20 protein-coding genes and 1 pseudogene are annotated in these 24,655 nt (G+C 69.6%); 12 read left to right on the top strand and 9 right to left on the bottom strand.

All coding sequences use genetic code 11. From position 1 onward, the window contains the following. Positions 1-74 precede the first annotated feature (74 nt). Together IPK71_15110 and IPK71_15105 are read left to right on the top strand one after the other, a co-directional pair. Positions 75-515, top strand: a complete 441-nt coding sequence (locus IPK71_15110; protein MBK8215066.1) for a hypothetical protein — start codon at positions 75-77, stop codon at positions 513-515. Positions 516-617: 102 nt separating this feature from the next. Then, entirely contained in the window at positions 618-1,619 is a 1,002-nt protein-coding gene (locus IPK71_15105) for a hypothetical protein (GenBank protein MBK8215065.1), read from the top strand. 17 nt (positions 1,620-1,636) lie between these two features. Here IPK71_15105 and IPK71_15100 read toward each other — a convergent pair whose 3' ends face one another. After that, the gene (locus IPK71_15100) at positions 1,637-2,077 is read right to left on the bottom strand and encodes a hypothetical protein (GenBank protein ID MBK8215064.1); all 441 of its coding nucleotides are present in this window, start codon (positions 2,075-2,077) and stop codon (positions 1,637-1,639) included. A gap of 98 nt (positions 2,078-2,175) precedes the next feature. On the opposite strand from IPK71_15100, the gene IPK71_15095 reads away from it, so the two are divergent. After that, entirely contained in the window at positions 2,176-3,156 is a 981-nt protein-coding gene (locus tag IPK71_15095; GenBank protein MBK8215063.1) for a serine/threonine protein kinase, read from the top strand. A 49-nt stretch (positions 3,157-3,205) separates the two neighbouring features. Here the strand turns inward: IPK71_15095 and IPK71_15090 are convergent, their stop codons facing one another. Continuing rightward, positions 3,206-3,475, bottom strand: coding sequence for a hypothetical protein (locus tag IPK71_15090; GenBank protein MBK8215062.1), 270 nt, complete (start codon positions 3,473-3,475; stop codon positions 3,206-3,208). A gap of 126 nt (positions 3,476-3,601) precedes the next feature. Between IPK71_15090 and IPK71_15085 the strand changes: the two genes are divergently transcribed. After that, positions 3,602-4,465 carry a galactose mutarotase gene (locus tag IPK71_15085; protein ID MBK8215061.1) on the top strand — a complete coding sequence of 288 codons (864 nt, stop codon included), beginning with the start codon at positions 3,602-3,604 and terminating at the stop codon, positions 4,463-4,465. A 36-nt stretch (positions 4,466-4,501) separates the two neighbouring features. Here the strand turns inward: IPK71_15085 and IPK71_15080 are convergent, their stop codons facing one another. Next, positions 4,502-5,758 carry a 2-isopropylmalate synthase gene (locus IPK71_15080; GenBank protein ID MBK8215060.1) on the bottom strand — a complete coding sequence of 419 codons (1,257 nt, stop codon included), beginning with the start codon at positions 5,756-5,758 and terminating at the stop codon, positions 4,502-4,504. Positions 5,759-5,973: 215 nt separating this feature from the next. Here IPK71_15080 and IPK71_15075 point away from each other — a divergent pair, with 215 nt between their 5' ends. Next, entirely contained in the window at positions 5,974-7,092 is a 1,119-nt protein-coding gene (locus IPK71_15075) for a helix-turn-helix transcriptional regulator (protein ID MBK8215059.1), read from the top strand. 13 nt (positions 7,093-7,105) lie between these two features. Then, complete coding sequence (locus tag IPK71_15070) at positions 7,106-7,609, top strand: GNAT family N-acetyltransferase (protein ID MBK8215058.1); 504 nt, start codon at positions 7,106-7,108, stop codon at positions 7,607-7,609. A gap of 22 nt (positions 7,610-7,631) precedes the next feature. Here IPK71_15070 and nadE read toward each other — a convergent pair whose 3' ends face one another. Both nadE and IPK71_15060 read right to left on the bottom strand, forming a co-directional pair. Beyond that, positions 7,632-9,557: an NAD(+) synthase gene (gene nadE, locus IPK71_15065; protein ID MBK8215057.1), complete on the bottom strand. Its 1,926-nt coding sequence runs from the start codon at positions 9,555-9,557 to the stop codon at positions 7,632-7,634. A 78-nt stretch (positions 9,558-9,635) separates the two neighbouring features. Continuing rightward, complete coding sequence (locus tag IPK71_15060) at positions 9,636-10,526, bottom strand: histone deacetylase (GenBank protein MBK8215056.1); 891 nt, start codon at positions 10,524-10,526, stop codon at positions 9,636-9,638. A gap of 156 nt (positions 10,527-10,682) precedes the next feature. On the opposite strand from IPK71_15060, the gene IPK71_15055 reads away from it, so the two are divergent. The 6 genes and pseudogenes from IPK71_15055 to IPK71_15030 all read left to right on the top strand — a co-directional run bounded on the left by IPK71_15055 (position 10,683) and on the right by IPK71_15030 (position 18,801). After that, positions 10,683-12,665 (top strand): VWA domain-containing protein, encoded by a 1,983-nt coding sequence (locus tag IPK71_15055; protein ID MBK8215055.1) that lies wholly within the window; start codon positions 10,683-10,685, stop codon positions 12,663-12,665. A gap of 3 nt (positions 12,666-12,668) precedes the next feature. Beyond that, positions 12,669-13,769, top strand: a complete 1,101-nt coding sequence (locus IPK71_15050) for a hypothetical protein (GenBank protein ID MBK8215054.1) — start codon at positions 12,669-12,671, stop codon at positions 13,767-13,769. Between the two features lie 45 nt (positions 13,770-13,814). After that, positions 13,815-16,258 (top strand): annotated as a pseudogene (locus IPK71_15045) (DEAD/DEAH box helicase). A 60-nt stretch (positions 16,259-16,318) separates the two neighbouring features. Beyond that, a complete protein-coding gene (locus IPK71_15040; GenBank protein ID MBK8215053.1) occupies positions 16,319-17,464 on the top strand; it encodes a radical SAM protein in 1,146 nt (381 codons plus the stop codon). Continuing rightward, a complete protein-coding gene (locus IPK71_15035) occupies positions 17,461-17,997 on the top strand; it encodes a hypothetical protein (GenBank protein ID MBK8215052.1) in 537 nt (178 codons plus the stop codon). The genes IPK71_15040 and IPK71_15035 overlap by 4 nt, the downstream gene beginning before the upstream one ends. Before the next feature lie 117 nt (positions 17,998-18,114). Beyond that, entirely contained in the window at positions 18,115-18,801 is a 687-nt protein-coding gene (locus IPK71_15030) for a hypothetical protein (GenBank protein MBK8215051.1), read from the top strand. Between the two features lie 127 nt (positions 18,802-18,928). Here IPK71_15030 and IPK71_15025 read toward each other — a convergent pair whose 3' ends face one another. The 4 genes from IPK71_15025 to speA all read right to left on the bottom strand — a co-directional run bounded on the left by IPK71_15025 (position 18,929) and on the right by speA (position 24,521). Continuing rightward, positions 18,929-19,588, bottom strand: coding sequence for a lamin tail domain-containing protein (locus IPK71_15025; protein MBK8215050.1), 660 nt, complete (start codon positions 19,586-19,588; stop codon positions 18,929-18,931). Positions 19,589-19,600: 12 nt separating this feature from the next. Continuing rightward, the gene (locus IPK71_15020; GenBank protein MBK8215049.1) at positions 19,601-20,887 is read right to left on the bottom strand and encodes a hypothetical protein; all 1,287 of its coding nucleotides are present in this window, start codon (positions 20,885-20,887) and stop codon (positions 19,601-19,603) included. Beyond that, a complete protein-coding gene (locus IPK71_15015) occupies positions 20,884-22,377 on the bottom strand; it encodes a DUF2252 family protein (protein ID MBK8215048.1) in 1,494 nt (497 codons plus the stop codon). The genes IPK71_15020 and IPK71_15015 overlap by 4 nt, the downstream gene beginning before the upstream one ends. Positions 22,378-22,547: 170 nt before the next feature. Continuing rightward, positions 22,548-24,521 carry a biosynthetic arginine decarboxylase gene (gene speA / locus IPK71_15010; protein ID MBK8215047.1) on the bottom strand — a complete coding sequence of 658 codons (1,974 nt, stop codon included), beginning with the start codon at positions 24,519-24,521 and terminating at the stop codon, positions 22,548-22,550. Positions 24,522-24,655: the final 134 nt, after the last annotated feature.

Raw genomic sequence — 24,655 nt, 5'->3', positions numbered from 1 at the left:
CGTCGAGCGCCCGAGGTACCTTCGCTTGTGTCGTCTGCACGAGCGAAGGTACGCTCGAAGCCATCAAGGGAAGCATGGGGGGGAACGTGGAGCTCGACCAAGCACTAGCGGCCGCCGAAGCGGAGGTCCCCGAGTGTGTCGCGGTGAGCTACGTCGACGCGACGACGGGAGCCTTGTTGGGGTTGCGAGCGTCGGATCCCATCGCGCACGGAGGGGCCGCACTGGTCGCTGCATCGACCACCGAGCTCCTGCGGAGCGCCGCGCTCGCGGCGGCCGAGTCCGTCTTCGACCGGGGCCGACACGAGCGCGCGCCGTCGCCCACCGAGGAGATCGTCGTCACGGCACGAGAGCACGTGCACCTCGTCATCCGCTTGAAAACAAGGCGAAAGCGCGCCGTCGTGTTCGTCTGCCGCGCGAGCGTCGAGGCCGACGTCGCCCTCGGCCACGCGCGGGCAGCGGCCGCCGCGCTCGAAGCCACCACGCGTGATCCCTTCGAGCGCGGCTCCACCACGTAGCTGCGCCGCGCGGCACTTGCGAGGTCGGGAGAACACGCCCATCATGAGAGGCGCGAGGGAGAGTTTCGCCCTCGTGGGGGAGGCGACCGTGAGGGGCGAGCCATGACACATCCTGGGGAGCCGGACGATCGCGTCGAGGTCGACGAAGCGCCTCCGCCGAGCGTCGGTGTGGCGCGAAATGGCTCGTCTCTCGTGGCTCGGCTCCTCGAGCACGTCGAGAGCATCGCGGGTGGGCAAACGGGCGAGGTGGACGTATGCGGAGCCTCCGCTCGCATCGGCACCATCTACGTCGAAGCCGGAGAGATCTGTTGGGCGGCCGAGGTCGGTTCGGGGCGCACGCTCACCGAGCGCCTCCTCCGACGAGGCTCGCTCGGTCGCAGCGAGCTCGAGGCCACCTTCCGGCACTGCCAGCAGACGGGCGCGCCTCTCGGCGAGGTGTTGGTCGAGCGCGGGCACCTCACGGCAGACGCGTTTCGTGCAGCCCTCCGCGAGCACACGTGGGAGGCCCTGCTCGGCTTCGCGCACCTCGCCGGAGACCTGACGTTCGCACCCCGAAAGCGGAGCTACGATCCGAAGTTTCGGTTTTCCGCCTGTGATCTCCTGCTCGCCGCCGCGCGGAGGTTCTCGCCCGAGGCGGTCGCGCGGGCCACCGCCGTGCTCGAGCGCGCGTGCGGGGAGAGCGCGTCGGGGATGGCATTCAACGCCGAGCTCGGCGGCGAACGGTGGTTGGTGGCGAGTGTCGGAGAATGTGGTCATTCCGCGTCCGACCTCGCCGTTCTCTCGGAGCTCGCGAGCTCGCTCGTGCTTCTCGGGCAGCGTATCGGGCCGTACCACGAGGCCACGGCGCTCTTCGGTACGAACGGCGATGGCACGTTCGTGTGGCGGGACGGCCCCTTGCTGCTGCTCGCGCGCACGGCGAGCGCCTCCGCGTCGAAGACGATGCTCGCCTCCCTCGGCGCGCTCGGTGGCCCCGTATCGCAGACGAGCCCGATCGGCCTCGAGCCGACCGGCGGCGCGGCTCCCCTCGGCGTGCGCATGCCTGCCCCGAGCGAACGGACGAGCACGCCTACGCTCGTCCCCGGCCGCCGCCCCGACCGAAGCTGAGCGAAGCGAGACGCGCGCTATCGCGCGGCCGTGAACGCCACGATGCCGGCCACGACGCCGCCGATGACCATCATGAACACCATCGAGACGACGACGATGACCGTCACGAGGCTGGACGTGCGCGCGACCGACTGGGCCACGGCGACCTGCTGGAGATGCACGGCTCCCATCGGGTTTCCGCCGCCGAAAGGCGTGACAGGCGGGGGTGCGCCCGGGCCGACCTGGACGCTCGTACCGATGAGGTGCACTTGACCGTGCGGAGCGTTGGCGATGAGCCCCTCGAAGGCGTCGGGGATGCCGTTCCCGTTGCGATCCGCCATCATCTGGTTGACCACCGCGACCTGCTGCGCGGCCCGCGCGTGATGCGGAAGCACCGTGCCGCAGTACGTGCAGCTCGGCTTGGCCATGTCCATGGGGGTGAGCGTCCCGCCGCAGGTGGGGCAACGTAGGTCCGACATCCCCCAATCATCGCACGTCGCCGGGCGTGCGGCGAGTCCGAGGCCCGACTCCGCGCCTTCGTGCTACCGTCCGTTCGAGAGCCTCCGGGGACATCGTCGTGCCAGCTCGTCCACTCCTCCAGCCCCTCTCCGTCGTCGATGGAAAGTACACGCTTTTGTCGCACCTCGGTGAGGGCGGCATGGGCGTGGTCTTTGCGGCCGAGGGGCCCGACGGAACGCGCGTGGCGCTGAAGGCCATCGGCGCGTCGAAGGCGTCCGAGGAGGCCGAGCGCCGGGCACGCTTCGAGCGCGAAATCTCGGTCTGTCGCTCGATCTCTCACCCGAACCTCATGCCGATCCTCGACCACGGCGTCGACGGGGCGACGGGCTCCCCGTACCTCGTGATGCCGCTGCTCGTCGGTGAGGACCTCGAGACCATCCTCCAGCGGGAGACCGTGCTCGAGCCGGGCGCCGCGGTTCGTGTCGTGCTCCAGGCGTGCCGTGGCCTCTCGCTGCTGCATCAGGGCGGGATCGTCCACCGCGACGTGAAGCCCTCGAACCTCTTCCTCGAGCGCTCCCCCGAGGGCCTCGTCACGGTCCGCGTCTCCGACTTCGGCCTCGCGAAGCTCGGCGAGCTATCGGGCACCCTCACGGCGTCCGGCACGGGCATGGGCTCGCCCGCCTACATGGCGCCCGAGCAGTCGACGAGCGCCAAGCATGCCGACGCGCGCGCCGATCTCTGGGGGCTCGCGATGGTGCTCTACCACGCCCTCGCGGGGCGCCCGGCGTTCGAACGTGCAGGGTCGTTCTTCCACTACGTGGTCGACTCGGCTCGCGACGTGCCGCACGTGCAAGACAACGCGCCGTGGGTCCCGCCGGCCCTGGCCCGGGCGCTCCACGCGGCGCTCCTGCGCTCGCCCGACGCGCGCTGGCCCGACGTGGGCGAGATGGCCCTCGGTCTCGAGATGGCGGTTGGGGCCGACGTCGCGGAGGCGAAGTTGCACGTGTCCGACCTCGTGTCTCTCTCTCCGGCGACGCGCGCGCAGGTGGCGCCGCGCGCCGTGCTCCCCTTGACGTGGCACGAGCTGCTCCGCGGCTGACGGGCCGTCGATCCTCGCGCCGCCGGGCTCGTCGGGCGCCGCGCGTTACCTACGCGATGCCGAGCTTGCGCTCGAGGTCGTCGACGAAGCGCTTCGCCTCCGCGAGGCCGCATTTCGTAGCCTCGTGATAGATCTTGATGGCGAGGATTTTGTTGCCCCCACGGAGGTGCTCGACCACCCCCTCGGGCACGGCGGGGATCTCGAGCTTCGCGGGAGGAGGCGCGCCGGGCCACGACAACGCGACCCGGCAATAGGGACAGGCCGCGACGCCGTGGGGCACGGGCGCACCACACGACGGGCACGAGATGACGCTCACCATACGCCCGAGACTACAGGGAACTGGGGCGCGGCGCGCATCACGAATCGGGTCGACGCTCACGGCGACGGAGGACGACGCAGATCCCATTTTCTGCGCGTGACCATGTCCTCGGGTACCTTCGTTCGTATGGCCGACGTCACACGTCACGAGGGAGAGCTCGAGTCGCTCGCGCTCTCCCTGGGAAACGAGAGCACCCTCGTGCTGGCGCCCGAGCGCGGAGGCATCGCGACGAGGCTTCGCCTCGGCGGCGCAGAGATCTTCTACCTCGATCGCGCGACCTTGCTCGATCCGACGAAGAACGTGCGAGGGGGCAACCCCGTGCTCTTCCCACAGCCGGGGAAGCTCGAAGGCGACGCGTACGAGGCGCGCGGCGCGCGCTACACGATGAAACAACACGGGTTCGCGCGCACGCTCCCTTGGGCGGTCGAACGCACGTCCGCCACACCACACCCCTCCGCTACGCTCACGCTCGCATCGAGTGACGCGACCCGAGCCCAGTACCCTTGGGACTTTCGTGCAGAGTACACGTACACGCTCACGGGGCGCGCGATGCGAGTCGACATGAGCTTCACCCACACGGGGACCTCGGGGCCACCGATGCCGTTCGGGGCCGGTTTTCACCCGTATTTTCTCGTGCCCGACGCCGACAAGGGGCGCGTCGTGCTCGGCACGGAGGCCACACGCGGGTTCGACAACGTCACGAAGACGACGGGACCCGTGGCGCTCGATCTCACCCGCGACGAGCTCGACGTCCACCTCGACGACCACGGGGATCGGCCGTTCTCGCTCACGACCCCGTCGTACGCCCTCGCCCTCCGCGCATCACCCGCCATGTGGCGCTGGGTCGTGTGGACTCTCGCGGGAAAGGACTTCGTGTGCGTCGAGCCATGGACGTGCGCCGGCAATGCCCTCGGCACGGGGGAGTCGCTCCTCCGACTCGAGCCCGGCCAACGCCTCGATCTCTTTATGGAAATCGAACGTACGGCCTGAGCCCGATCCCACCGGCGCGCGTCGTCGGGCGGGCGATCAGGCCGACGCGCGCGCGACGTGCTTGTCGACGATGACCATGACCTCGCTGTCGGTGAGGATCTGGTCGCGCTCCTTCGCCGCCTGGAGGATCTCGGCGACGAGGGCCTCGCTCGTCGGGATGCCGCGCTCCTTCAAGTAGAAGTTCACGTTGGAGGCGCCGCTCATGAAGCCGATGCAGATCTCCTGCTTGCGGCCGAACATGCCCGCCGGGACGCCCGAGTAGATGCGATCGGCGAGCCAGTCGTCGCCCTTCGCCATGGCCTTGATGATCGCCGCGGCGTGCACGCCGGTGGCCGTGCGGAAGGCGTCGCGCCCCACGAGAGGGTAGTTGATGGGCACCTGCCACCCCACCGCCCGCGCCACGGCCTCGCAGTACGCGAGGAGCTTCGTGAGGTCTTGGTCGAGCTGCCCGAGGAGCTTCATGTTCAACAAGAAGAGCTCCATTTGGGCGTTGCCCACGCGCTCGCCGATGCCGAGCCCGGTCGCGTGCACACGATCGGCGCCGAACTCGAGCGCCCAGATCGCGTTCTCGAGGGCGAACCCGCGATCGTTGTGGCCGTGCCAGTCGATGCCGACCTCGGCGCCCGTGCCAGCGACCACGCTCTTCGTGAACTGGACCAGGTTGCGCACGCCGTCCGGGGTGGCGTGCCCCACCGTGTCGGAGAGGCAGAGGCGCTTGGCGCCGTGGTCGATGGCCGCGCGGAAGAGCGTCGTGAGCACCTCGGGGCGCGAGCGCGTCGTGTCCTCGGTGACGTAGGCCACGTCGAGACCATTTTTGACGGCCACGTCGACGGCCTCGGAGCTCCGCTTCACGAGGAGGTCGAGATCCCACTGCTCGGCGTACTGACGAATGGGGCTCGAGCCGATGAACGCGTACACCTCGATCGGGATGCCGACCTTCTGCGAGATGTCGATCATGGGCGTGATGTCGGAGACCACCGTGCGACCGGCGCACGCGATCTTGACCTTCATTTTGCAGTCGACGACCTCCTTGCAGAGGCGCGTGACGTCGTCGTAGGCGCGCTTCGAGCTGCCCGGCAGACCGATGTCGGCCACGTGGATGCCGAGCTCGTCGATGAGGTGCAAGATCTCGAGCTTGTGCTCGATGCCCGGGTCCTTCACCGAGGGGTTCTGGAGGCCGTCCCGCAAGGTCTCGTCGAAGAACGTCGCGTTCTGCGGGACGATGCGGCCCTTTCGGTTGACCTCGTTCCAGTCGAAGATGAGCTCGGACGCGCGCGCGTCGTCGTGGGTCATGGGCGGGAGTATGCCACGAACGGACCATCGTCCGCGCTCCCACGCCGCCTAAATTGTGCCTCGGAGCTCGAGCTTCGCCACGCAGCGTCATGGCCGGCGCACCGGAGCCTTAGGCCCTCTCAGGTGCGAACGTCGGGCCGCACGTGCGTCGCGACGGCGCGAGCGTTCTCGAAAGTTTTTCGAGAAACCCCGAGGGGACCGTAGCATCTCGGGTCATGACCGAGTCGCCCCTCGATGCCGCCAAGCTCCTCGTCGTCCAACCCGGCACGAGGCAGAGCTTCAAACGGCGCGTCATGGACGCGATGCGCACCGTGGTGCCGGCGCCGGGAGCGTTCTTCTGCTTCGGCACGAACGAGCAGCTCGCCTACCGCGAGGGCTCGCGTGTGGTCGACGGGGCGACCCGCGCCGTGACCGGAAAGGACACCCTGCTCTCCGCCGCGTTCGGGTTCGACGCGAAGAGCCTGGTCGTCTCCGGGCGCCGCGCGTACCTCTCCTCGGAGCTCTACCCCGAGGCCGACCGCGTGACGCTCGACTACTTCGCGTCGCACGCCGGAGACGGCTTCACGAAGGCGCTCTTCGTGTTCCTCCACGAAGGCGGGGTGCTCTTCGGGGTCGCGGGGCTCGAGCGGCGCGAGGGCGACCCCGAGTTCTCGTCCGACGACGTCGCGGCCCTCGAGGCGCTCTCGCCTTTCGTGGTGACTCAGAGCCGCTCGCAGCTCGCGTACGACGATCTCTCGCGCGAGGCGTCGGCGCTCCGCGCGCTCCAACGCGGGGCGAGCACGCTCGTCGTCGTCGACCGTGACAAAGGCACTGTGCTCTGGGCCGCGAACCGCGAGCGCGGAGTCGACTGGGACGCAGAAATTTCCCCGAATCGGAAGGCGATCGTCGACGCGGCCGAGCAGTCTCTCGAGGCGCGCGCGCGGGGCGAGGCCCTCCCGACACCACCGGCCCTCCCGTTCGGCTCGGTCGCCCACGTGGCCAAGCTCGAGGGAGATCCCGTGTTCGGTGGCGCGCGCTGCGCGGTGCTCCGCGTCGACGCGCTGGAGAAGGCCGCCGCGGCTCCCCTCGAAGGGCTCTCGAGGCGCGAGCGCGAAATCGCGCGGCTCCTCGTCGCAGGCTACAGCGGCGTGAACGTCGCGGCGATCGCCGGTCTCTCCGAAAACACGGTGCGAACCTACGTGCGGCGCCTCTACGCCAAGCTCGGAGTCTCGAACCGCGCCGACCTCGTACGAAAGCTCGTCTCCCCCGAGCCGCGCTCGTCGGGCGGCGCCCAGAGCGTGCTCTCCCCTCCCCCGGACTCCGCCCTCGCCCACGGCGACGACACCCTCGACTGAACGGCACACCACCATGCCCCTCCACCTCGAGCCCCTCTCCACCGACCACGTCTCCCACGTCATGACGTGGGTGAACGACCGCGAGGTCATGCAGTACTTCGCCACGCGGCAGACCGAGATCTCGGAGGCCGAGGAGCAGGCGTACATCGAGCGCCTCGTCGCTTCGCCCAACGACCGCGCGTACTCGGTGTTCGACGACGAGGTGTACGTCGGCCAGGTGAGCCTCAATCAGATCTACTGGCCCGCCAAAAACGCTCGTCTTTTCGTGGTGATACGAAAGAACCTCCAGGGCCGCGGGTACGGCACGTCGGCCGTCGCCAAGGCCCTCGAGATGGCGTTCGGAGAGCTCGGCCTCCGCAAGGTCTGGCTCATCGTCCGCAAAGACAACCGCCACGCGCAGGCGATGTATCTCCGCCTCGGATTCGACTTCGAAGGCGTCCTCCGGGACGAGTACGCCGTGGGCGGCGTCTACTACGACATGGTGCGCATGGCGAAGCTCGCGCCCCCGGTCGTTTGACGAAAAGCTCCGTCGCTCGGCGCTACGGACGAGGGCGCTGCCACTCGCCCTTCTGCACGACGGGGAGCTGCAGGGCCCGCTCGCGGTCGAGGTCGAGGTTGCCGATGTGGAGACACAGAGGCGTCTGGACCCACTTGTAGATGCTCTGCGTGAAGAGCCTCGCGAACTTGGTGGTCCACGCGTCGAGGGTCGCGCGATCGTGCTCGGGGAACATCGAGACGAGCGCCTCGCACACCTCGCTCGGGGCCATCTTCTCGCCCGCGTAGAGCGCGAAGCACGCGTCGAGCACGGGGAACGGCATGAGATCGCGCTCGTCCTCTTGGTTGTCGGCGAGCTCGGCCGAGGCCGGTTTCTCGAGGGTGAGGCGGATCCCTTCGGAGCCGGTCGTCTCGAGGAGGTAGTCGAGGATCGCGTTCACCACGGTCTTCGGGACGTTCGCGATCACGCTCAGCGCGCCTTCCATGTCGCCGCCGATCGTCGTGTACCCGACCGACTTTTCGCTCATGTTGCTCGTCTGGAGGAAGAGCCCGGCCGCGCTGTTCGACCAGTTCCACATGCGCTCCCCGCGGAGGCGCGCCTGGACGTTCTGCCGCGTCATCGGAGAGATGGCCTCGCCCGCCTGCAGCATGGTCTCGACGGCCTGGAGCTCGGGCGCCACGGCGTCGTCGATGGGCACGACCGCGAAGGGCACACCGAGCTCGGTCGCGGCGGCGTGCGCGGCCTTGCGAGTCTCGTCCGAGGAGTGGCGCGACGGCATGAAGAACGCACGGAGAGTCTCGCGCGCCTTCGTGTCGCGGACCTCCTTCGATTCGTTCGCGTAGCGCGTGTCGATGTAGCGGCGCGCGAGCCAGAGGCAGAGGAGAGAGTCACGGCCTCCCGAGAGGGCGACCCCGATCGTCTTGAAGGCCCCGGTCTTCTCGAAGTAGTCGCCGATGCCGAGCGCGAGCGCGTCGAGGATGTCCTCGAAGAAACGCTCCCGGGGCCCGCGCACCTCGCCGGGCGGCGCGAACGCGGGGAGGAAGAAGCTCTGGTTCTTGGGGGCCGGGTAGCGGAGCGACTCGCGCCGTGTGGTCTCCGCTTCGACCTCGACGTGCGCGACGCCGACCTCGGCCGCGGCGAACGCCATCTGGTCGTGGCGCCAGGTGGTGTTCTCCGTGCGGAGGCGCGCGGTGCGATCGAGATCGACCGTAACCGCCGAGATTCCTTCGCGAAATCGAGGCACGTCGAGCAGAAGCCGACCGTTCTGTGCCACGTAGCCGCCCCCGTCGAAGACGAGCCCGTCGTTCGCACCGACCAGGTTCGCGTACACGACGGTCACCTGGTTGTCGCCCGCGCGGGTGGCGATCATCTCACGGCGCGTGTCGACCACCCCGAGGCGGAAGGGCGACGCCGAGAGGTTCAAGACGAGCTCCGCGCCCGCGTACGAACGGCGACGCATAGGGCCGTCGGGGGACCAGATGTCCTCGCACACCTCGAGGGCGACCGTGCCGAAGTCGAGGTCGAACACGAGATCGCCGAAGGGCACCCCGGAGACCTCGTCGAGCATGCCGGGCACACCGTTCGCGAGCGTTCGTTGCTCGTAGAAGACGTTGTACGTGGGGAGCTTCTCCTTCGGGACGATGCCGTAGACCTCCCCCGCGTGCACGAGGGCCGCGCAGTTGTAGACGTGCGCGCCACGCGCCACCGTGAGGCCCACGGCCGACACCACGCCGTGGCCCTTCGTCGCCTCGGCGAAGCGCGTGAGCTCGTGCCACTGGGCGGACACGAACGCCCTCCACTGGACGAGATCCTCCGGGGCATAGCCCGCGAAGAGTTGCTCGGGGTACACGAGCACCGTCACGCCGTCGTCCGCGGCCTGCTTCGACAAAGCGATCGCCCGATCGCAGTTGCTCGTGACCGCACCTACGGTCGTATTCACGTTGGCGATGCCCACTCGAACGAGCCTCATGCGTACGCTCCTCCCGACGATCGATAGGGGCCGATGGTCGCACGTTCCAGGGCTATTTCACCGACGATTTCGGCGAAGTCAGCGGAACGCTTCGGCGAGCGCTCGAAACACGGCGACGTGCGCGCGGATCGTGCGATCGATGTCGCGCCCGTACCCGCCACCGAGGGTGGCCACGATGGGGACACCGAGCCGCTTCGCGAGCGCGTACACCCGGGCGTCCCGCCGGGCGAGCCCGTCGAGGGAGAGGGACATCCGACCGAGCCTGTCGCCTTCGAGGCCGTCGACGCCCGACTGGTAGAGCACCAGCTCCGGCCGGAACGCGGCGACCTGCTCGAGCGCCTCGTCGAGGGCCCGGAGGTACGTCGTGTCGTCGCAGCCGTCGGGGAGGCCGACGTCGAGGGAGCTCTGCTCCTTCTGGAACGGGTAGTTCTTGGCCCCGTGGAGCGACAGGGTGAAGACGCTCGGATCTCCAGAGAAAATGGCCGCCGTACCGTTGCCCTGGTGCACGTCGAGGTCCACGATCGCGACGCGGCGGAGGCCGTGATCCCGCTGCGCCACCCGCACGGCCACCGCGAGATCGTTGAAGACGCAGAAGCCCTCCCCGCGGTCGGGAAAGGCGTGGTGCGTGCCTCCCGCGATGTGACCGGCCGCCCCGAGCGACATGGCCCACTCGAGCGCCGCGAGGGTGCCTCCGACGCTGCGTGTCGCGCGGACGACGAGGGACTCCGACCATGGAAAACCGAGGCGCCGGACACGCGGTGTGTCGAGCGTGCCGTCGCGCACCGCCGCGACGTAGGTCCGGTCGTGCACGAGCTCGAGATCGGCGACGCTCGCCGGAGCCCCGAGGAGAAGGGCGCCTGGGAGGGCGTGGTCGAGCGCGGCGTAGATCCGATCGTACTTCCCGATGGGAAACTTGTGCCCCCTCGGGAGCATCAGCGCGTGCATATTCTCGGTAAATACGAGCTTCACGGGCCATCCGATGCCGGCCCACCCGGGGCCACTTCGCCGCTATCCTTGCCGAGCACCGCCGACTTGTCAGCGGCCATGGAACTTTTTCGCCCGTGGTGCGTCGACTCTTTCCACCGCGCCGCGCAAGAGCCCGAGCGCCCCACCGAGAGGCCATCGATGACGTTTCGCCGGTTTTTTCCCGTCCCCGTGATGTTGGTCGTGTCGATCTGGGGGCAGGGCTGCGCCAAAGGGGACGCGCCGGAGGCCGCCAGCACCACCGAAGCGCCGACGACCCGCGCGAAGGGAGAAGAGGGCGATCTCGGGGCCAAGAAGGACAAGGCCGCCGAAGAGAGCCCCGTCGCGGCCGACCCGGCGAAGGCAGGTCCCATCACGGCGACGGCCGCCCCCGGAGCGCCGGCGGCGCAGGCGAACGACGGGCTCTTCGGGCCTCAAGGCGCGACGGGAGGAGGAGGCGCAGCCCCGGGGTACGGCATCGGGCACGGGTCCCCGGCGCCGGCTCCGCGCGCCCTGAAGCCTGCGAGCGCCGAGTCCAAGATGCGAGGCGCGACGGCCCCCGTCACGATCCCCCTCGGAGGGGCCCAGGCCGCCAGATCCCTCCAGGAGGTGGCGCCGGTCGACGCTCCCGCGAGGGCGCCCCAACCGAAGCTCGATCCGAACGCCCGCTACGCCACGACCTACCGCCCCGGCGGCGCCGCGCTCGCGGCCTTCGACGCGTCGGTCCAGAAGGGCGACATCCCTGCAGAGTACAAGGACCTCGTCGGTGACTTCGGCTCGCGGTACGCACCGCAGATGGACGCCCCGAAAGAGCAGGCTCTCTCGTTCCGAACCGACCTCGAGCGCTCCAAGGTCGCCCCCGCCGGCGGGCTCCTGAACTTCCGTATCGCCATTCGCTCGAGCGCCGTCGAGACGAAGCGCGTCCCGCTCTCCGTCCACCTCGTCCTCGACGTGTCCGGCTCGATGAGCGGCGCCGCGATCGACAACGCGAGGAAGGCCGCCGCGAGCCTCGTCGAGCGCCTCGACCCGTCCGACGATTTCTCCCTCGTGACCTTCTCGAGCTCGGCGGAGGTGCGCGTCCCCGACGGCCCCGTCGGCGCACGCCGGAAGCAAATCCTCTCGACCATCGCCGAGGTGCAGGCAAACGGGGGCACGAACATCTCGTCGGGCCTCGATCTCGGCTACGCCGAGGCGCACAAGCCAGGAATTTCCCAGGATGCCGTGAAGATCGTGATGCTGCTCTCGGACGGGCACGCGAACGGCGGAGACACGAACCCGAAGTCGCTCGCGGAGCGGTCGGCGCGCGCCTTCCAAGACGGCATCCAGACGAGCTCGTTCGGCCTCGGCGCCGACTTCGACGCGCCCCTCATGAGCTCGATCGCCGATCGCGGGGCGGGCGGCTACTACTACCTGGCCGACTCGACGCAGATCGCCGGCGCGCTCGCCAAGGAGATGGACTCGCGGCTCGTGCCGGCCGCGCTCGGCGTCGAGGTGAGGGTGCGCCTCCGGCCCGACATCGCCCCCGTGCGCGTGTACGGCTCGCGCGCGCTCGATCAGACCGAGGCCGCGCAGGTGCGCGCCCAAGAGGTCGCGATGGACAAAAACGCCGAGAAGAAGGGCATCAAACGCGACCGCCAAGAAGACGCCGTGGGCGGGATGCGCTTCTTCATGCCCGCCTTCGCGAAGGACGACCGGCACGCGATCCTCATGCAGGTCGAGGTGCCCCCGGGGACGGGCGAGCGCCCGTTCGCGACGGTGGAGGTAAAGTACAAGGATCGGATCCGGAAGAAGAACGTGACCGACGAGATCTCCGTGAAGCTCGAGTACGCGAAGGACGACGCGGAGAGCGCACGGTCGGCCGAGCCGAGCGTCGTCGCCACGGCCCAAGCGTTCCTCGCGGGCGACTCGATCGTCGCGGCCGAGCGCCTCGTCGACGGGCAGAACCGCCTCGCGGCGATGCGGCTCCTGCAGGAGCGCGCCGAGCTCTTGAAGCGCGCCGCCGTGACGCTGAACGAGGCTCGCCTCGGGGAGGACGCCCTCCGCCTCGCGCGCCTGTCTCGCGCGGTCGGCGGCCCCGGCCAAGTGAAGGACGCCCTGCCGCTCGCGGTGCTTCTCCGCGGCTCGTCGTACGGGTATCTCAAGTAGGCCATGCCGTCTCCGTCGGAGCGAAGCCGAAAAGGACCTCTTGCGCTCACCGTGCTCGGCGCGCTCGTGGTGGCGATGGGCCTCGGCGTCGCGAGCCAGAAGCCCGAAGCTCCTCCCGCGCGCGCCGTGGCGCTCGGGCAGCTCCAGCCCGTGTCGATGCCGGATCTCAAGCCCGGCGAGGAGATCGTCCTGCGCGGCTCGGTGCGCACGACGTTCGACGGCACCGTGTACGACGCGCTCTCTCGCATCGACACGACGCCAGCAGGCACGACGACGCGCCGAGGGGGCCTGTTCGAGCCCGAGACGAGCGGCTTTCGTGTCGCGAGCTACGACCCCGCCACTCACGAAGCGCACCTTGTGGTCACGGGTACGTCCGGTTCGGCGTGCGCAGCGCTCGGCGTCGCAGCTCCGTGCCTCGTGCCCCTCGTGCGCGAGGCCGCCCAAGAGAGGCTCCTCACCGAAGCCGAGCTCCGCGCCACGCTCCAGGGAGCCATCACGGCGGACGTACCGCTCGCACCACCGGTCGGGCCGCCCGCGAGCCGCACGGGAGGCCTCGTCGCCTCGTTCTTCGGCCTCCTCCTTTTGCTCTCGGGCATCGTCGCGTGGGTCTCGGCCGCGCGCACGTCGCCCATGGCGGCCGTGCGTCGCGCCGCGAAGAAAGCGCTCGGAGAGACCCGCGGGGATCGCGCCCACGCGACGGTGCGCGCCAAGATCGACGAGCTCGTGCACCACGCCGAGAAGCTCGACGCGGTCCGAAAGACGACCGCCGCGCGCCTCGCGAAGCTCGACGTGGTCGCGCTCGAGGAGAAGGCCCGGAGGCTCGTGAACCAAGGCGCCGCCGACGACGTGCGCGCGTGGGCCGAACGCGAGCTCTCGTCGGCGCTCGAGGTCCGAGCCGACCACGAGAAGGCCGTGCTCGGCCTCGGGCGAGTCGAGAGCGCGCTCGGGGTCGTGGCCCTCGCCGCCCGCGAGGAGAAGGGCGTTCGCGTGGACGACGCCATCAAGGAAGCCCTCGGCGAGATCGACGACGAGCTCGCCATTCGCGAGGCCGCGCTCGCCGAAGCCGACGAGCTCGTAGCGAAACGGCCGCAGAAGCGGGCGTGACGGCCTGGTCCACACGCCTCGGCCCGCGCCCCTTGCGGCCGGACCATGAAGCTGCTCTCTTGTTCAGTCGTGCCCGATCGACCTGAAATTTCCCGCCCCAAGACCCCTTGGTCCGTCGACCAAGGCATCGACGTCGTCCTCGAGCGGTGGCTCGCGAGCCGAACGGTCAAACCGTGTCTCACGGCCGACCAGGCCCGCGCCGAGGAAGACGGGAGGACGGCCAACGTCCCCGAGACGCTCCACCCAGGCTCCGCCGGGCCCTCGAGAAGCGCGGCATCACCGAGCTCTACGACCACCAGGCCGAGGCGTTCGCGCGAATGCGTGCAGAATCCACGGATCGGGCCCTCGTGGTGGCCACCCCCACGGCGAGCGGAAAGAGCTTCTGTTTCCATCTGCCCGTGCTCGACACGATGGCCAAGAAGGAGGGCGCGCGGGCCATCTACCTCTACCCGACGAAGGCCCTCTCCCGCGACCAGGAGGCGGGCCTCCGCGAGCTCGCCAAAGACGCCGGGCTCACCGTGCCGGCGATCGTCTACGACGGCGACACCCCCGGCGACGCGAGGCGTGTCGCGCGTGAGCGGTCGGGCATCGTGCTCACGAACCCGGACATGCTCCACGCGGGCATCTTGCCGCACCACACGTCGTGGGCGCGAACCTTCCAAAACCTCGAGTACGTGGTCGTCGACGAGATGCACACGTACAAGGGGGTCTTCGGCTCGCACGTGGCGAACGTGCTCCGCAGGCTCCTCCGGGTGGCCAAATTTCACGGAAAGACACCGAAGCTCATCGGCGCCACGGCCACCATCGGCAACCCGCGCGAGCACGCCGCGCGGCTCTTCGGCCTCGACGAAGCGGACGTGCACGCGATCACGGAGAGCGGAGCGCCCCGCGGGAAGAGGCGCTTTTTCGTCTACAATCCGCCGGTCGTGAACTCGGAGCTCGGCATCCGCGCGAGCTACGTCAAACAAGCCGTCAAGCTCACGACCGACCTCGTCCGGGCGCGTGTGCCCACCATCGTGTTCGGCCAGTCGCGCAACAACGTCGAGGTCATGCTCCGCTACCTGCGCGAGCGTGTCCAAGGCGAGATCCCGCCCGGGGCGATCATGGGCTACCGCGGAGGGTACCTCCCCGAGAAGCGGCGCGAGATCGAGCAGAAGCTCCGAGAGGGGGAGATTTTGTGCGTCGTCGCGACGAACGCGCTCGAGCTCGGGATCGACATCGGCGACCTCGACGCCGTGGTCTGCGCGGGCTACCCGGGCAGCATCTCGGCGGTGTGGCAGCGGTTCGGCCGTGCCGGCAGGCGCCGAGCCGAGAGCGTGTGTGTGCTCGTCACCTCGAGCGCGCCGCTCGACCAGTACCTCGCGCGCGAGCCCGACTACCTCTTCGGCGCGCCCATCGAAGAGGCTCGGATCGACCCGGAGAACGTCGAGATCCTCGTGCAGCACCTGAAGTGCGCGGCGTTCGAGCTCCCCTTCAAATCGAACGAGGCCTTCGGCCCACTCGACGTCGAGAGCACCCGCGACGCCCTCGGCTACCTCGTGCGCCACAAGGTGCTGCACGAGGCGAAGGGCGCGTTCCACTGGGCGACCGACGCCTACCCCGCGAACCACGTCTCGCTCCGCTCGGTCTCGTGGGACAACGTGGTCATCATCGACCAGGGCAGCCCGAACGGCGCCGTCCTCGCCGAGATCGACTTCCGCGGCGCGCACACCATGGTGCACGAGCAGGCGATCTACCAGCACGACGCCGAGTGTTGGCAGGTCGAGCGGTTCGACTACGAGAACCACAAGGCCTACGTGCGAAAGGTCGAGCCCGACTACTACACCGACGCGATGACCTACGTGCAGGTCACCGTGCTCGAAAAGTCGGACCACGGCCCTCTCGACGCCGCGCTCCCCGAGTCGGGCTTTCGCGCCGGCCACGGCGAGGTGAGCGTGGTCGAAAAAGTTGTAGGATACAAAAAGATCAAGTTCCACACGCACGAGAACACGGGCTACGGCGAGGTCCACCTCCCCGAGCTCCAGATGCACACGACGGCCTTCTGGCTCTCGGTGCCCGAGCGCGTGTGCGACGAGGTGCTCGGCGGCAAGGCGCAGGCGATCGACGGCCTCCGCGGCGTGGGTGTGGCGCTCGAGCTCGTCGCGACGCTCGCCCTCATGTGCGACCCACGAGACCTCGGCACGACGCTCGGCGACGCCCCGAGTGACGACGACACCGACGAGCTCCCTCAGACGTCGCGGGGCGGGCCGCGGCCGGGTTACGATCCGACGCTGTTCCTGTACGAGCACGTGCCCGGTGGCACGGGGCTCTCGGAGCGTATCCACCAGAACCGGAAGACGCTGCTCTTCCGCGCCGAGCGCCTCATCGCGGGCTGCCCGTGCGAGCTCGGGTGCCCCGCGTGCGTGGGCCCGAGCGACCAGGGCCCGCGCAAGTCGACGGCGCTGTTTTTGTTGGGAGCGATGCTGGCCGCGCTCGTCGACGAGCCGTGACCTTGCCCTGTCGCTCGTCCGGGTGACACGCCGTAGGGGCGTGCTGCTACGCTAGTCGTCGTGAGGCCGTTTCACCTGTCGCTCACGCTCACGCACGCGTGCAACCTCGCTTGCACGTACTGCTGCATGGGAGAGCATCACGCCCGCGCGATGCCGCAAGCTACGGCCGAGCGCGCGCTCGCCCTGGCCGCCGAGCACGCGGTGGACCACACGGCGGGTCGCCTCGACGTCGGGTTCTTCGGGGGTGAGCCGCTCCTCGCGTGGGACACGTTGACGTCGACCGCCGAGAAGGCGCGGCGCCTCACGGGGGTGAGCACGCGCCTCCAGGTGACGACCAACGCGACGCTCGTCGACGGGGAGCGCGCGGAGAGGCTCGCTGCGCTCGGCGTCCGCACGACCGTCTCGATCGACGGGGAGAGGGCCTCTCACGACGCCACCCGCCCGCGCGCCGGCACCGGCAAAAAGTCGAGCCACGACGCAGTGTTACGAGGGGTCGAGGCTCTCACCAAGGTGGGCCTCTTCGACGACGTGGTGCGCGTCGTGTCGCCCGGCAACGTGCGCTCGCTCCGGCGCGACGTGGCCTTCCTCGCGTCGCTCGGCCCGCGCACGATCCACGTCGCGGTGGCCTACGAGGCGCCCTTCGGGGACGCCGATCTCGAGGCATGGGAGGCGGAGCTCCGTGGGCTCGCGTGCGATCACGTCGCGCGCTACACACGAGGCGGACCTCGCATGCCCCTCTTCGAGGACAAGATCGCCGCCGCCGTGAACGGCGACCTCGATGTGAGCCAGGGTTGCTCGGTCGGCCGGTGGAACGTCGCGGTCGCTCCCTCGGGCAGGCTCTACCCGTGCGACAAGCTCGTAGGCGAGGACGGGCCCAAAGAGGCATCTCGGGTCGTAGGTCACCTCGACGACGGCATCGTGCCCTCGCGCAGGCTCCCTCGTGGAACGCGCGCCAAGGAGTGCGGCACGTGCGCTGAGCGGCCCCGCTGTGGCTCGACGTGCGCGTGCGCGAACATCGCCGAGACCTCCGCGCCCGACCTGCCCGGGCCGACGCAGTGCTGGCACGAGCGGGTCGTGGCGCGTCTGTCCGACGAGGTCGGCGAGGTGCTCTTCCGCGGCGGCGATCCGCGGTTCTCACGGTGGATGCGCGGTGAGCCCGAGGTTCGAATCGAGCCGAAGCGCCGGCTCCCTCGGGTGCCCTCGTGACCGCCCGCAGACGTGAGCCCGCACCGCGAGGGAGCGCGCTCCCGGCCCTCCTCGCCGCGCTCGCCCTCTCCGCGCCTCCCTCCGCGAAGGCCGCGCCGAACGACGGCGGCGCACCTCCCCGCACGACCGACGCGGGTGACGCGAGCGACGCGGGCGACACCAAGGACGCGGGCACGGTCCGGATCGACGGGGCCGAGGCCTACCGAAGCCTCAGAATCGATGGGGTCGAACACGACGAGCTGCTCCGCGTCGGCACCTTCGTGTTGCCCGTCGGGGTGCACGTGCTCTCGTTCACCCGCACGGACGGCAGCTCGTTCGAGACCCGCGTCTCGGTGACGCCGGGCGCGACCGCGGTGCTCGAGCGGACGAGCTGCGTCGCGCCTCTCGGCGGTGTTCCCCCGCCCATCGAGCCTCGCCCGCGCGGCTGCTGCGGGAGCTCGGCGACCTCGAACGAGAGCGCCTCGCGTTACGGCGTCCTCTCGGCCGCGGCGGTCGCGATCGCGGTCGGTCGTAGGCGGCGCCGGGATCCGTGAGCGCGAGAGACCACTGCCAACGCCCTCCGCGGGTCGCACCTCTCCCTACAGAACGGATCACCTTGTTTTCCGCGGGTCCTACGGCTATCTCGGCGGCGCAATTCGCGGGCCCCCGCCATGATGGTCGACGACACGGCACTTCACGCCCGCACGAGCGAGCTACACCCCGAAGGGGATCCTCCGCACCTCGCGGGCACGCGGCGAGACATCGCCCGAATGTTGCCGTCCGTGCACGCGTTCGTGGAGCGCGCCCACGAGCCTGAGCCGATGGCGCCCTGGAACGACGACGAGCCCCGATGGGCGCTCGGCAACACGAGCGGGAGCGCGCGCGACCTCGTCGACATCCCGACGTTCTTCTTCTCTCCGTTCGAGCACGTCGCGAACGAGGTGGCCCCGCTCCTCCACGACGAGGGCGACGTGCGGCGCGTCTCGGTACACGAGCTCTCGGGCAGGTGCGTCACGACCCTTGTGCTCGAGCACACGACGCTCGCGACCGCGCTCCGCACGACCTCCCGATTCCACGACATCGAGGCGCTCGTGCGAGGGCTCGACACCGCGCTCGAGTGGCTCGGCGTCGACGTGCGTCCGCCGCTCGAGATGAGCCTCGACATCGACTCCGAGCGCGACGGGCTGATCGAGCCCGAGCACGTCACCGTCACGCTCTTGCCTGCGCTCTCGGGAGACGCGCGAAGATCCGCCGTGGTCCTCGTGAACGAGCGCACGTCCGAGGCGCTCGTCCTCGTGCGCACGGGGAGTTCGGCGAGCACGTTCCCCCTGCCCTTCGCGCCGCCCACCTCCGCGTGAGCGGCGTCGAACGAAGCGCGCCGCTGGGATCGGACGCGTCGTAAACGCGTTCGGGCCGAGCCCCGACCGGAGCCCGCCCCGAAGCCGAAATAGGCGAAAATCACGCTCGCCACCGCCGTGCCGACCGTCAGGGCACGTTCGCGGCGCCCGGCGTGGCCTTCACGGTCTTGAACTCGCCTGCGGGATCACCGCTCGGGATCCGCGCGTACGCGAGGTCGCCCGTCGACGCGTCCGGCGGATAGACGACCTTGCCCGCCGTGCCGCCATCGGGAGCGATGAGGAACAGCGTCTCGCCGTTTTTGTTCGAGATGCCGAACTCGGCGTTGAAGCAGTAGCTCTGGCCTCCGTCCGGGCACGGCTTCCCCGCGTCGCCGCTGCCTCCCCCGCGGACGATCGCGTACGAGCGAGGAGAGAGCACGGTGTTCGCCGGAAACGTCACCGCCTCTGCGAGCTTGGGCTCGCCCGTGTCCTTGTCGCGATCGGCGACCTTGTAGCCTGCAAGGTCTTGGGCCGTCGTGCCCGAGTTCACGAGCTCGATCCACTCGTCGCCACCCGAGACCTCGTTGATGAGCAGGTTCGACGCCGTGACGTTCGAGCCCGCGTCGAACGTGGGCCCGGAGTCCGCCCCGGGCTGCCCGGTGGGGGTGCCCGTGGGGCTTCCGGTGGGCGTCCCGGTCGGAGATCCGGCCTCGGCCGACCCCGGGGGGACCGTGCCATCGGTAGCCTCGGAGCACGCGTAGACGGCGACGGCGAGCACGACGGACGAGAGCAACAAGAGACGACGCATGGGGTGTTCCTTTCAGAAGACGACGCGGCTCACGACACGCAAATCCCAGAAGTCCGAGCCTGGGAGCTCGTCCTCGGCGCGGCGCGTGGGCACGTTCCGAGAGACGGCCACGAAGGCCTCGAGCGGAGAGGCGATCCGATAGCCGACGGACCCGAGCACGGTGCTGACCGAGCTCGACGGCGCCCCTTCGAGATCGCGCGCGACGTGATCGAAGCGCGCGGCGAGGTAGAGCCGATCGACGGGCTCCACCCGAACGAACGCCGAGAGCACGAGGGCGCGGGCCGTCCCGAGATCCCTGAGGCCCCACGCGTGGGCGACGATGGCCCCCGCACGGACCCGCGATCCCTGCCACACGAGCCCGCCGACGAGGCGGTTCGCGCGAGCGCGCACGGTGCCGGTCGAGCCTCCGGTGAACGAGGCGAACACGCCGAGAGGCGCGAGCGCCGTGCCGGGCAACGGATGCACCTCGAGGGCGCCTTCGATGTTCTTCCCGCGATTGAGCTCGCGGCTCGTGTAGCCCTCACCGTTGTACGCGGCCACGGCCAACCATCCGTATCCTTTAGGAATTTCGAGGCGCGCCCGCCCGCCCAGATCGGCCGGGGAGAGCAGCCCGCTCGCCTCGAGGACCGAGGGAGCCACGGGCCGCATCATCCAGGTCCCGTCGAGGTTCGGGACGGTGAGCGTCGGCACCACGCCGGCCGACACGTCGAGCATGCCGAACGCCTTGTACGCGGCGTACGCCTCTCGCACCCGGAGGACGAGGCTGTCGCCGGTGACCCCGATGAGGGAGCCCTCCGCCGCCGAGCGCGTGGCCTCGAGCACCACGCGGCCTTTCGCCCCGGCGTGCTCGGCTTCGATGGCGGCGTGCGCACGGGGGAGGTCGAACGCGTGGAAGAACGTCGTGTTGCCGTCGGTCCCGGTCGTGTTTCGTAGGGCGTACTGGCCGAACACCTCGAGGCCGACCCGGAGCGGACCTTCTCCACGCGTCGCGGATTCGGTGGGGGGCGCGGCGTGGCCGACGGGGACCTCGACGTGCGCGAAGAGCACGGCCGGGAGGCGCGGCCCCTCGGCGACCGTGACGCCCCGAGCCTCGGCCCGTCCCCCCTCGGCCGCGGGCGACACGGTGGACACCTGCGGAGGCGGAGCGGCAGCCGGTGGTGGCGCGGGGACCTCGGGCGCGGCGGCGGCCGGGCTGGGGCTCGTCGGCGGGGTCGGGGCAGGCTCCTGGGCTCGAGCGAGGCTCGACGCGAGCGCGACGGCGAGGACGAACGGTGCGGCGACGGTGGCTCGGAGGGTCATGGGAGCTCGGGCAGAGGAGGAGGAGCAGGCGGGTTCCCGAAGAGCGCAGCGAGATCGGGAGAGGGCGCGTCGATGGGATCGAAGGGGACGCCGAGGCGCATGCCGTGGGTGCGGAGCCCACGAACGAAGTGGGCGTGATCGGCCAAGGTCGAGGCCGCGTAGGCGTCTCCGAAGTCCGCGAGCTCGTTCACGAATCCGTCGAGGTCGGCGGACATGGCGCGGTAGAGCGCGCGCGCGTTCGCGACACCTTCCGGGCCTTGGGTGTGGACGCGTGCGAGCACCGTACCGGTCGCCCTCGCGAGCGCGACGAGGGCGTCTTTGGTGCCGCGCGCGCCGATCATTCGCTCGACACGCACCCCCTTCTGACCTTCGGTCTCGCGGCGCATCTGCACGGTGAGCCCGAGCCACGTGGACGTGCCCCACAAGGGCTCGGCGTCGGGCCTCGCCCACGCGAGGCGCGAGGTCTCGACGATGCGCCGACCCACGCTGTCGGCGTAGACGTACGGCGGGTACTGGCCCGCGAGCCCCGAGTCGACGAGCTCCTTCACCTCGACGATCACGTCGTCGTTCGGATCGTCCGATGGGCCGCGCACGAGCACCAGCGCACGCACGCGCGCGAAGCTCGCGACACCCGAGCCGTACTCCCGCACGGCGTCGAGCACCCCAAAAAACTCGGGGGGCGGGGGCGCGACGAGGGTGCGGCGCGCGCGCTCGAGGCAGTCGGGGAGCGCCTCGAGCGCCACCTTGGGCAGCTCGCCGTGCACGCTCTGCGGATCTTCGGGGTCGACACCGCCCCGACGCAGCTTGCGCGCGCCCCCTTCGAGGGTCGTGAGATCGACGAGCTCACGGCTTCGTCCTGCGTCGCGGTCGGCGCGGCTCGCGAGATCGGCGAGGATCGGCGAAGAGAAGTCGACGTAGCGCCCGAGCTCCTCGCCACGCGCCCGCGCCGTGACGCCCTCGCGGTACGCGAGCACCCCCGCGAGCGCGACCTCCCTACGAGCCGCCGTAGTCGCGGCCCGGGCGCTCGGATCGTCCGGGTTCGCGACCATCGCGGCGAGGGCGAGCCCCGCCGAGAGCCTGCGTACGTCCCACAAGTACGGGCCACGATCGGCCGCGTCGAAGTCGTTGGGCTCGAAGCCGAGCGAGCCGTCGGAGGCGCGGAGCACGCCGAAGTTCTCCGGGTGAGGGTCCCCGAGGCTCGGCACGAGCGGCACGGTCACCCCGAACCGAGAAGAAAAGGCCCGCGTGCCCGCGCGCGAGTCGTGGGCGTAGAGCGGCACCGACCCACGAAAGAAGTCGTACGGGGACCCCGCCATGCGCGCGAGCTTCCCTTCGGCGAGCCGCGGTCGCGTCCGGATGAGACTCTCGTCGGCGCGGGCGAGCGTCGCCACGATCTCGTCCTCGCGCGGGTCACGTGACGACACGTCGCAGGCCACCGAAAGCGCGGCGGCACACACGACCACGAGGCCGGCGAAGGCGGGACGAACCATGCGACGGGCGCGGGTTATCTCCCGTAAGGCCGAGCGGCAACGCGAAAACCTCGGTGTTTCCGTATCGTTGCGGCTCGCACACACACCGCCGCACGTCCGTCACCAAAATGACGCAGCCCGAGGTCGCGGGGCACGCGAGCCTCGGGCGCGAGCTTGCGCAAGCCGTGGGATCAGAACGCGAGGTACGTCTGGTCCTTGAGCCCGCGCTCGTAGTCGGCGAGCAGGCGCATGCCCTCGGTCGGCTTCAGGCGGTCTTGTTTGATCGCCGCGTCGACCTGGGCCTTCAGCTTCTGCGCGAGATCTCGCGCGTCGTACTGGGTCATCTGGAGGACGTCGGCGACCGTGTTCCCCTCGATGGTCTCCTCGATGTAGTAGCCGGCCTCCTCGTCGTCATCGAGGAACACGTGGACCTCGTTCACGCGCCCGAAGAGGTTGTGGAGATCGCCCATGATGTCTTGGTAGGCGCCGGTGAGGAAGATGCCGAGGTAGTAGGGCTGCCCCTCGGTGACCTGATGGAGCGCGAGGGTGTCGCGCGTGTCGTTCAGGTCGATGAACTTCGACACCTTGCCGTCCGAGTCGCACGTGATGTCGACCAGGGTCGCGGCCTGCACGGGGCGCTCGTCGAGCCTGTGGATGGGCACGATGGGGAACATCGCGCCGAGGGCCCAGTGATCGAGGAGCGACTGGAACACCGAGAAGTTGCAGATGTACTGGTCCGCGAGCTGGTTCTTCAGATCGTCGAAGCCGTCCGGGACCTCGGTCTCCTCGAGGGACGTCGACATGATGTGGATGCGCTCGGCCACCTCCCAGAAGAGCTCCTCGACGCGCGCCTTCACCGGCAGATCGAGGATGCCGAGCTCGAACGAGGTCTGCGCCTGCTCCTTCACCGAGATGCAGTCGTGCCAGCTCTCGCCGAGGTTCTGCGTCGAGAGGTTCTGGAGCGTATCCACGAGTGATTTCACGAGCTTGTGGTCGTCGACGCCGAGCTCGTATTTGTGCTCCACCGTCTTCTCGATGGCGCCGAACGCCTCGACGACGAGCACGCTGTGGTGCGCGACCACGGCGCGCCCCGACTCGCTCACGATGTGCGGGTGCGGCACGCGCTCCTCGTCGCACACGTCGGCGATGGCGTGCACCACGTCGCGCGCGTACTCCTCCACCGTGTAGTTCATGGACGAGTGGAACGTGCTGCGCGAGCCGTCGTAGTCGATCGCGAGGCCACCACCGACGTCCAGGTACTCGATCGGGTAGCCCGCGCGGCGCAGCTTCGCGTAGTGACGGGCCGCCTCGCGCACGGCGCGCTTGATGATGAGGATGTCGGGGACCTGAGACCCGATGTGGAAATGTACGAGCTTGAACGCGCTCGACATCCCGGCCTCTTTCATGATGTCGGCGGCCTGGAGGATCTCCATGGTGGAGAGGCCGAACTTGGCGCTCTCGCCGCCCGACTCGGCCCACTTGCCCGCGCCGCGGGTCATGAGGCGCACGCGGAGGCCGATCATCGGCTCGACGTTGAGGTCCTTCGCGAGGCGGCAGATGGCGCGCACCTCGGAGAGCTTCTCGGCGATGAGGATGACCTTCTTGCCGAGCTTTCGCCCGAGGAGCGCCGTGCGGATGTAGGCGTCGTCTTTGTAGCCGTTGCAGACGATGAGCGACTCGTTGTCCGTGTGCACGGACAGCGCCGCGAACATCTCGGGCTTCGAGCCGACCTCGATGCCGTAGTGGTACTTGAGGCCCGCGTCCATGATCTCCATGACCACTTCGCGGAGCTGGTTCACCTTGATGGGGAACACGCCGCGGTACGTCCCGCGGTAACGCTCCTCCTGGACGGCCGCGTTGAACGCGTCGTTCAAGGTCTTCACCCGGTGGTGCAGGATGTCCTGGAACCGGATGAGCATCGGCGTCCGGAGGTTTTCCTCTTTGATCGCGGCCTGGACCACGTCGTAGATGGAGATCTTGCTGCCGCGCTCCTTCAGCGGAGCGACGCGCATGTGGCCGTCGGCGCCGATGTCGAAGTACCCCGAGCCCCACCTGTCGATGAGGTAGAGGTCGTTCGCGTCCTCGGTCGTCCACGCGCCTTCGGGGGCCTGCTCGGCCGTATGTCCTGCACTCTCGGACGGTGCGGTCGCCTTCGTTGGTTCCACGAGACCTCCACTCTGGCCCTGGGCACGTCCTGGGCGCGCCTTCGTTACCCGAAAACGCCCTCGGGGTTCAACGAAAGCGTGCGGGAATTCCGCACCTCGGAGCGGCGCGGGTGCGTGCGGCCCCCACACGGGGG

It is taken from the genome of Myxococcales bacterium, assembly GCA_016712525.1.
Taxonomy (GTDB): domain Bacteria; phylum Myxococcota_A; class Polyangia; order Polyangiales; family Polyangiaceae; genus JAAFHV01.
Note: the sequence above shows the minus strand (reverse complement) of the source record. Positions and strands in the feature narration are given on the sequence as shown.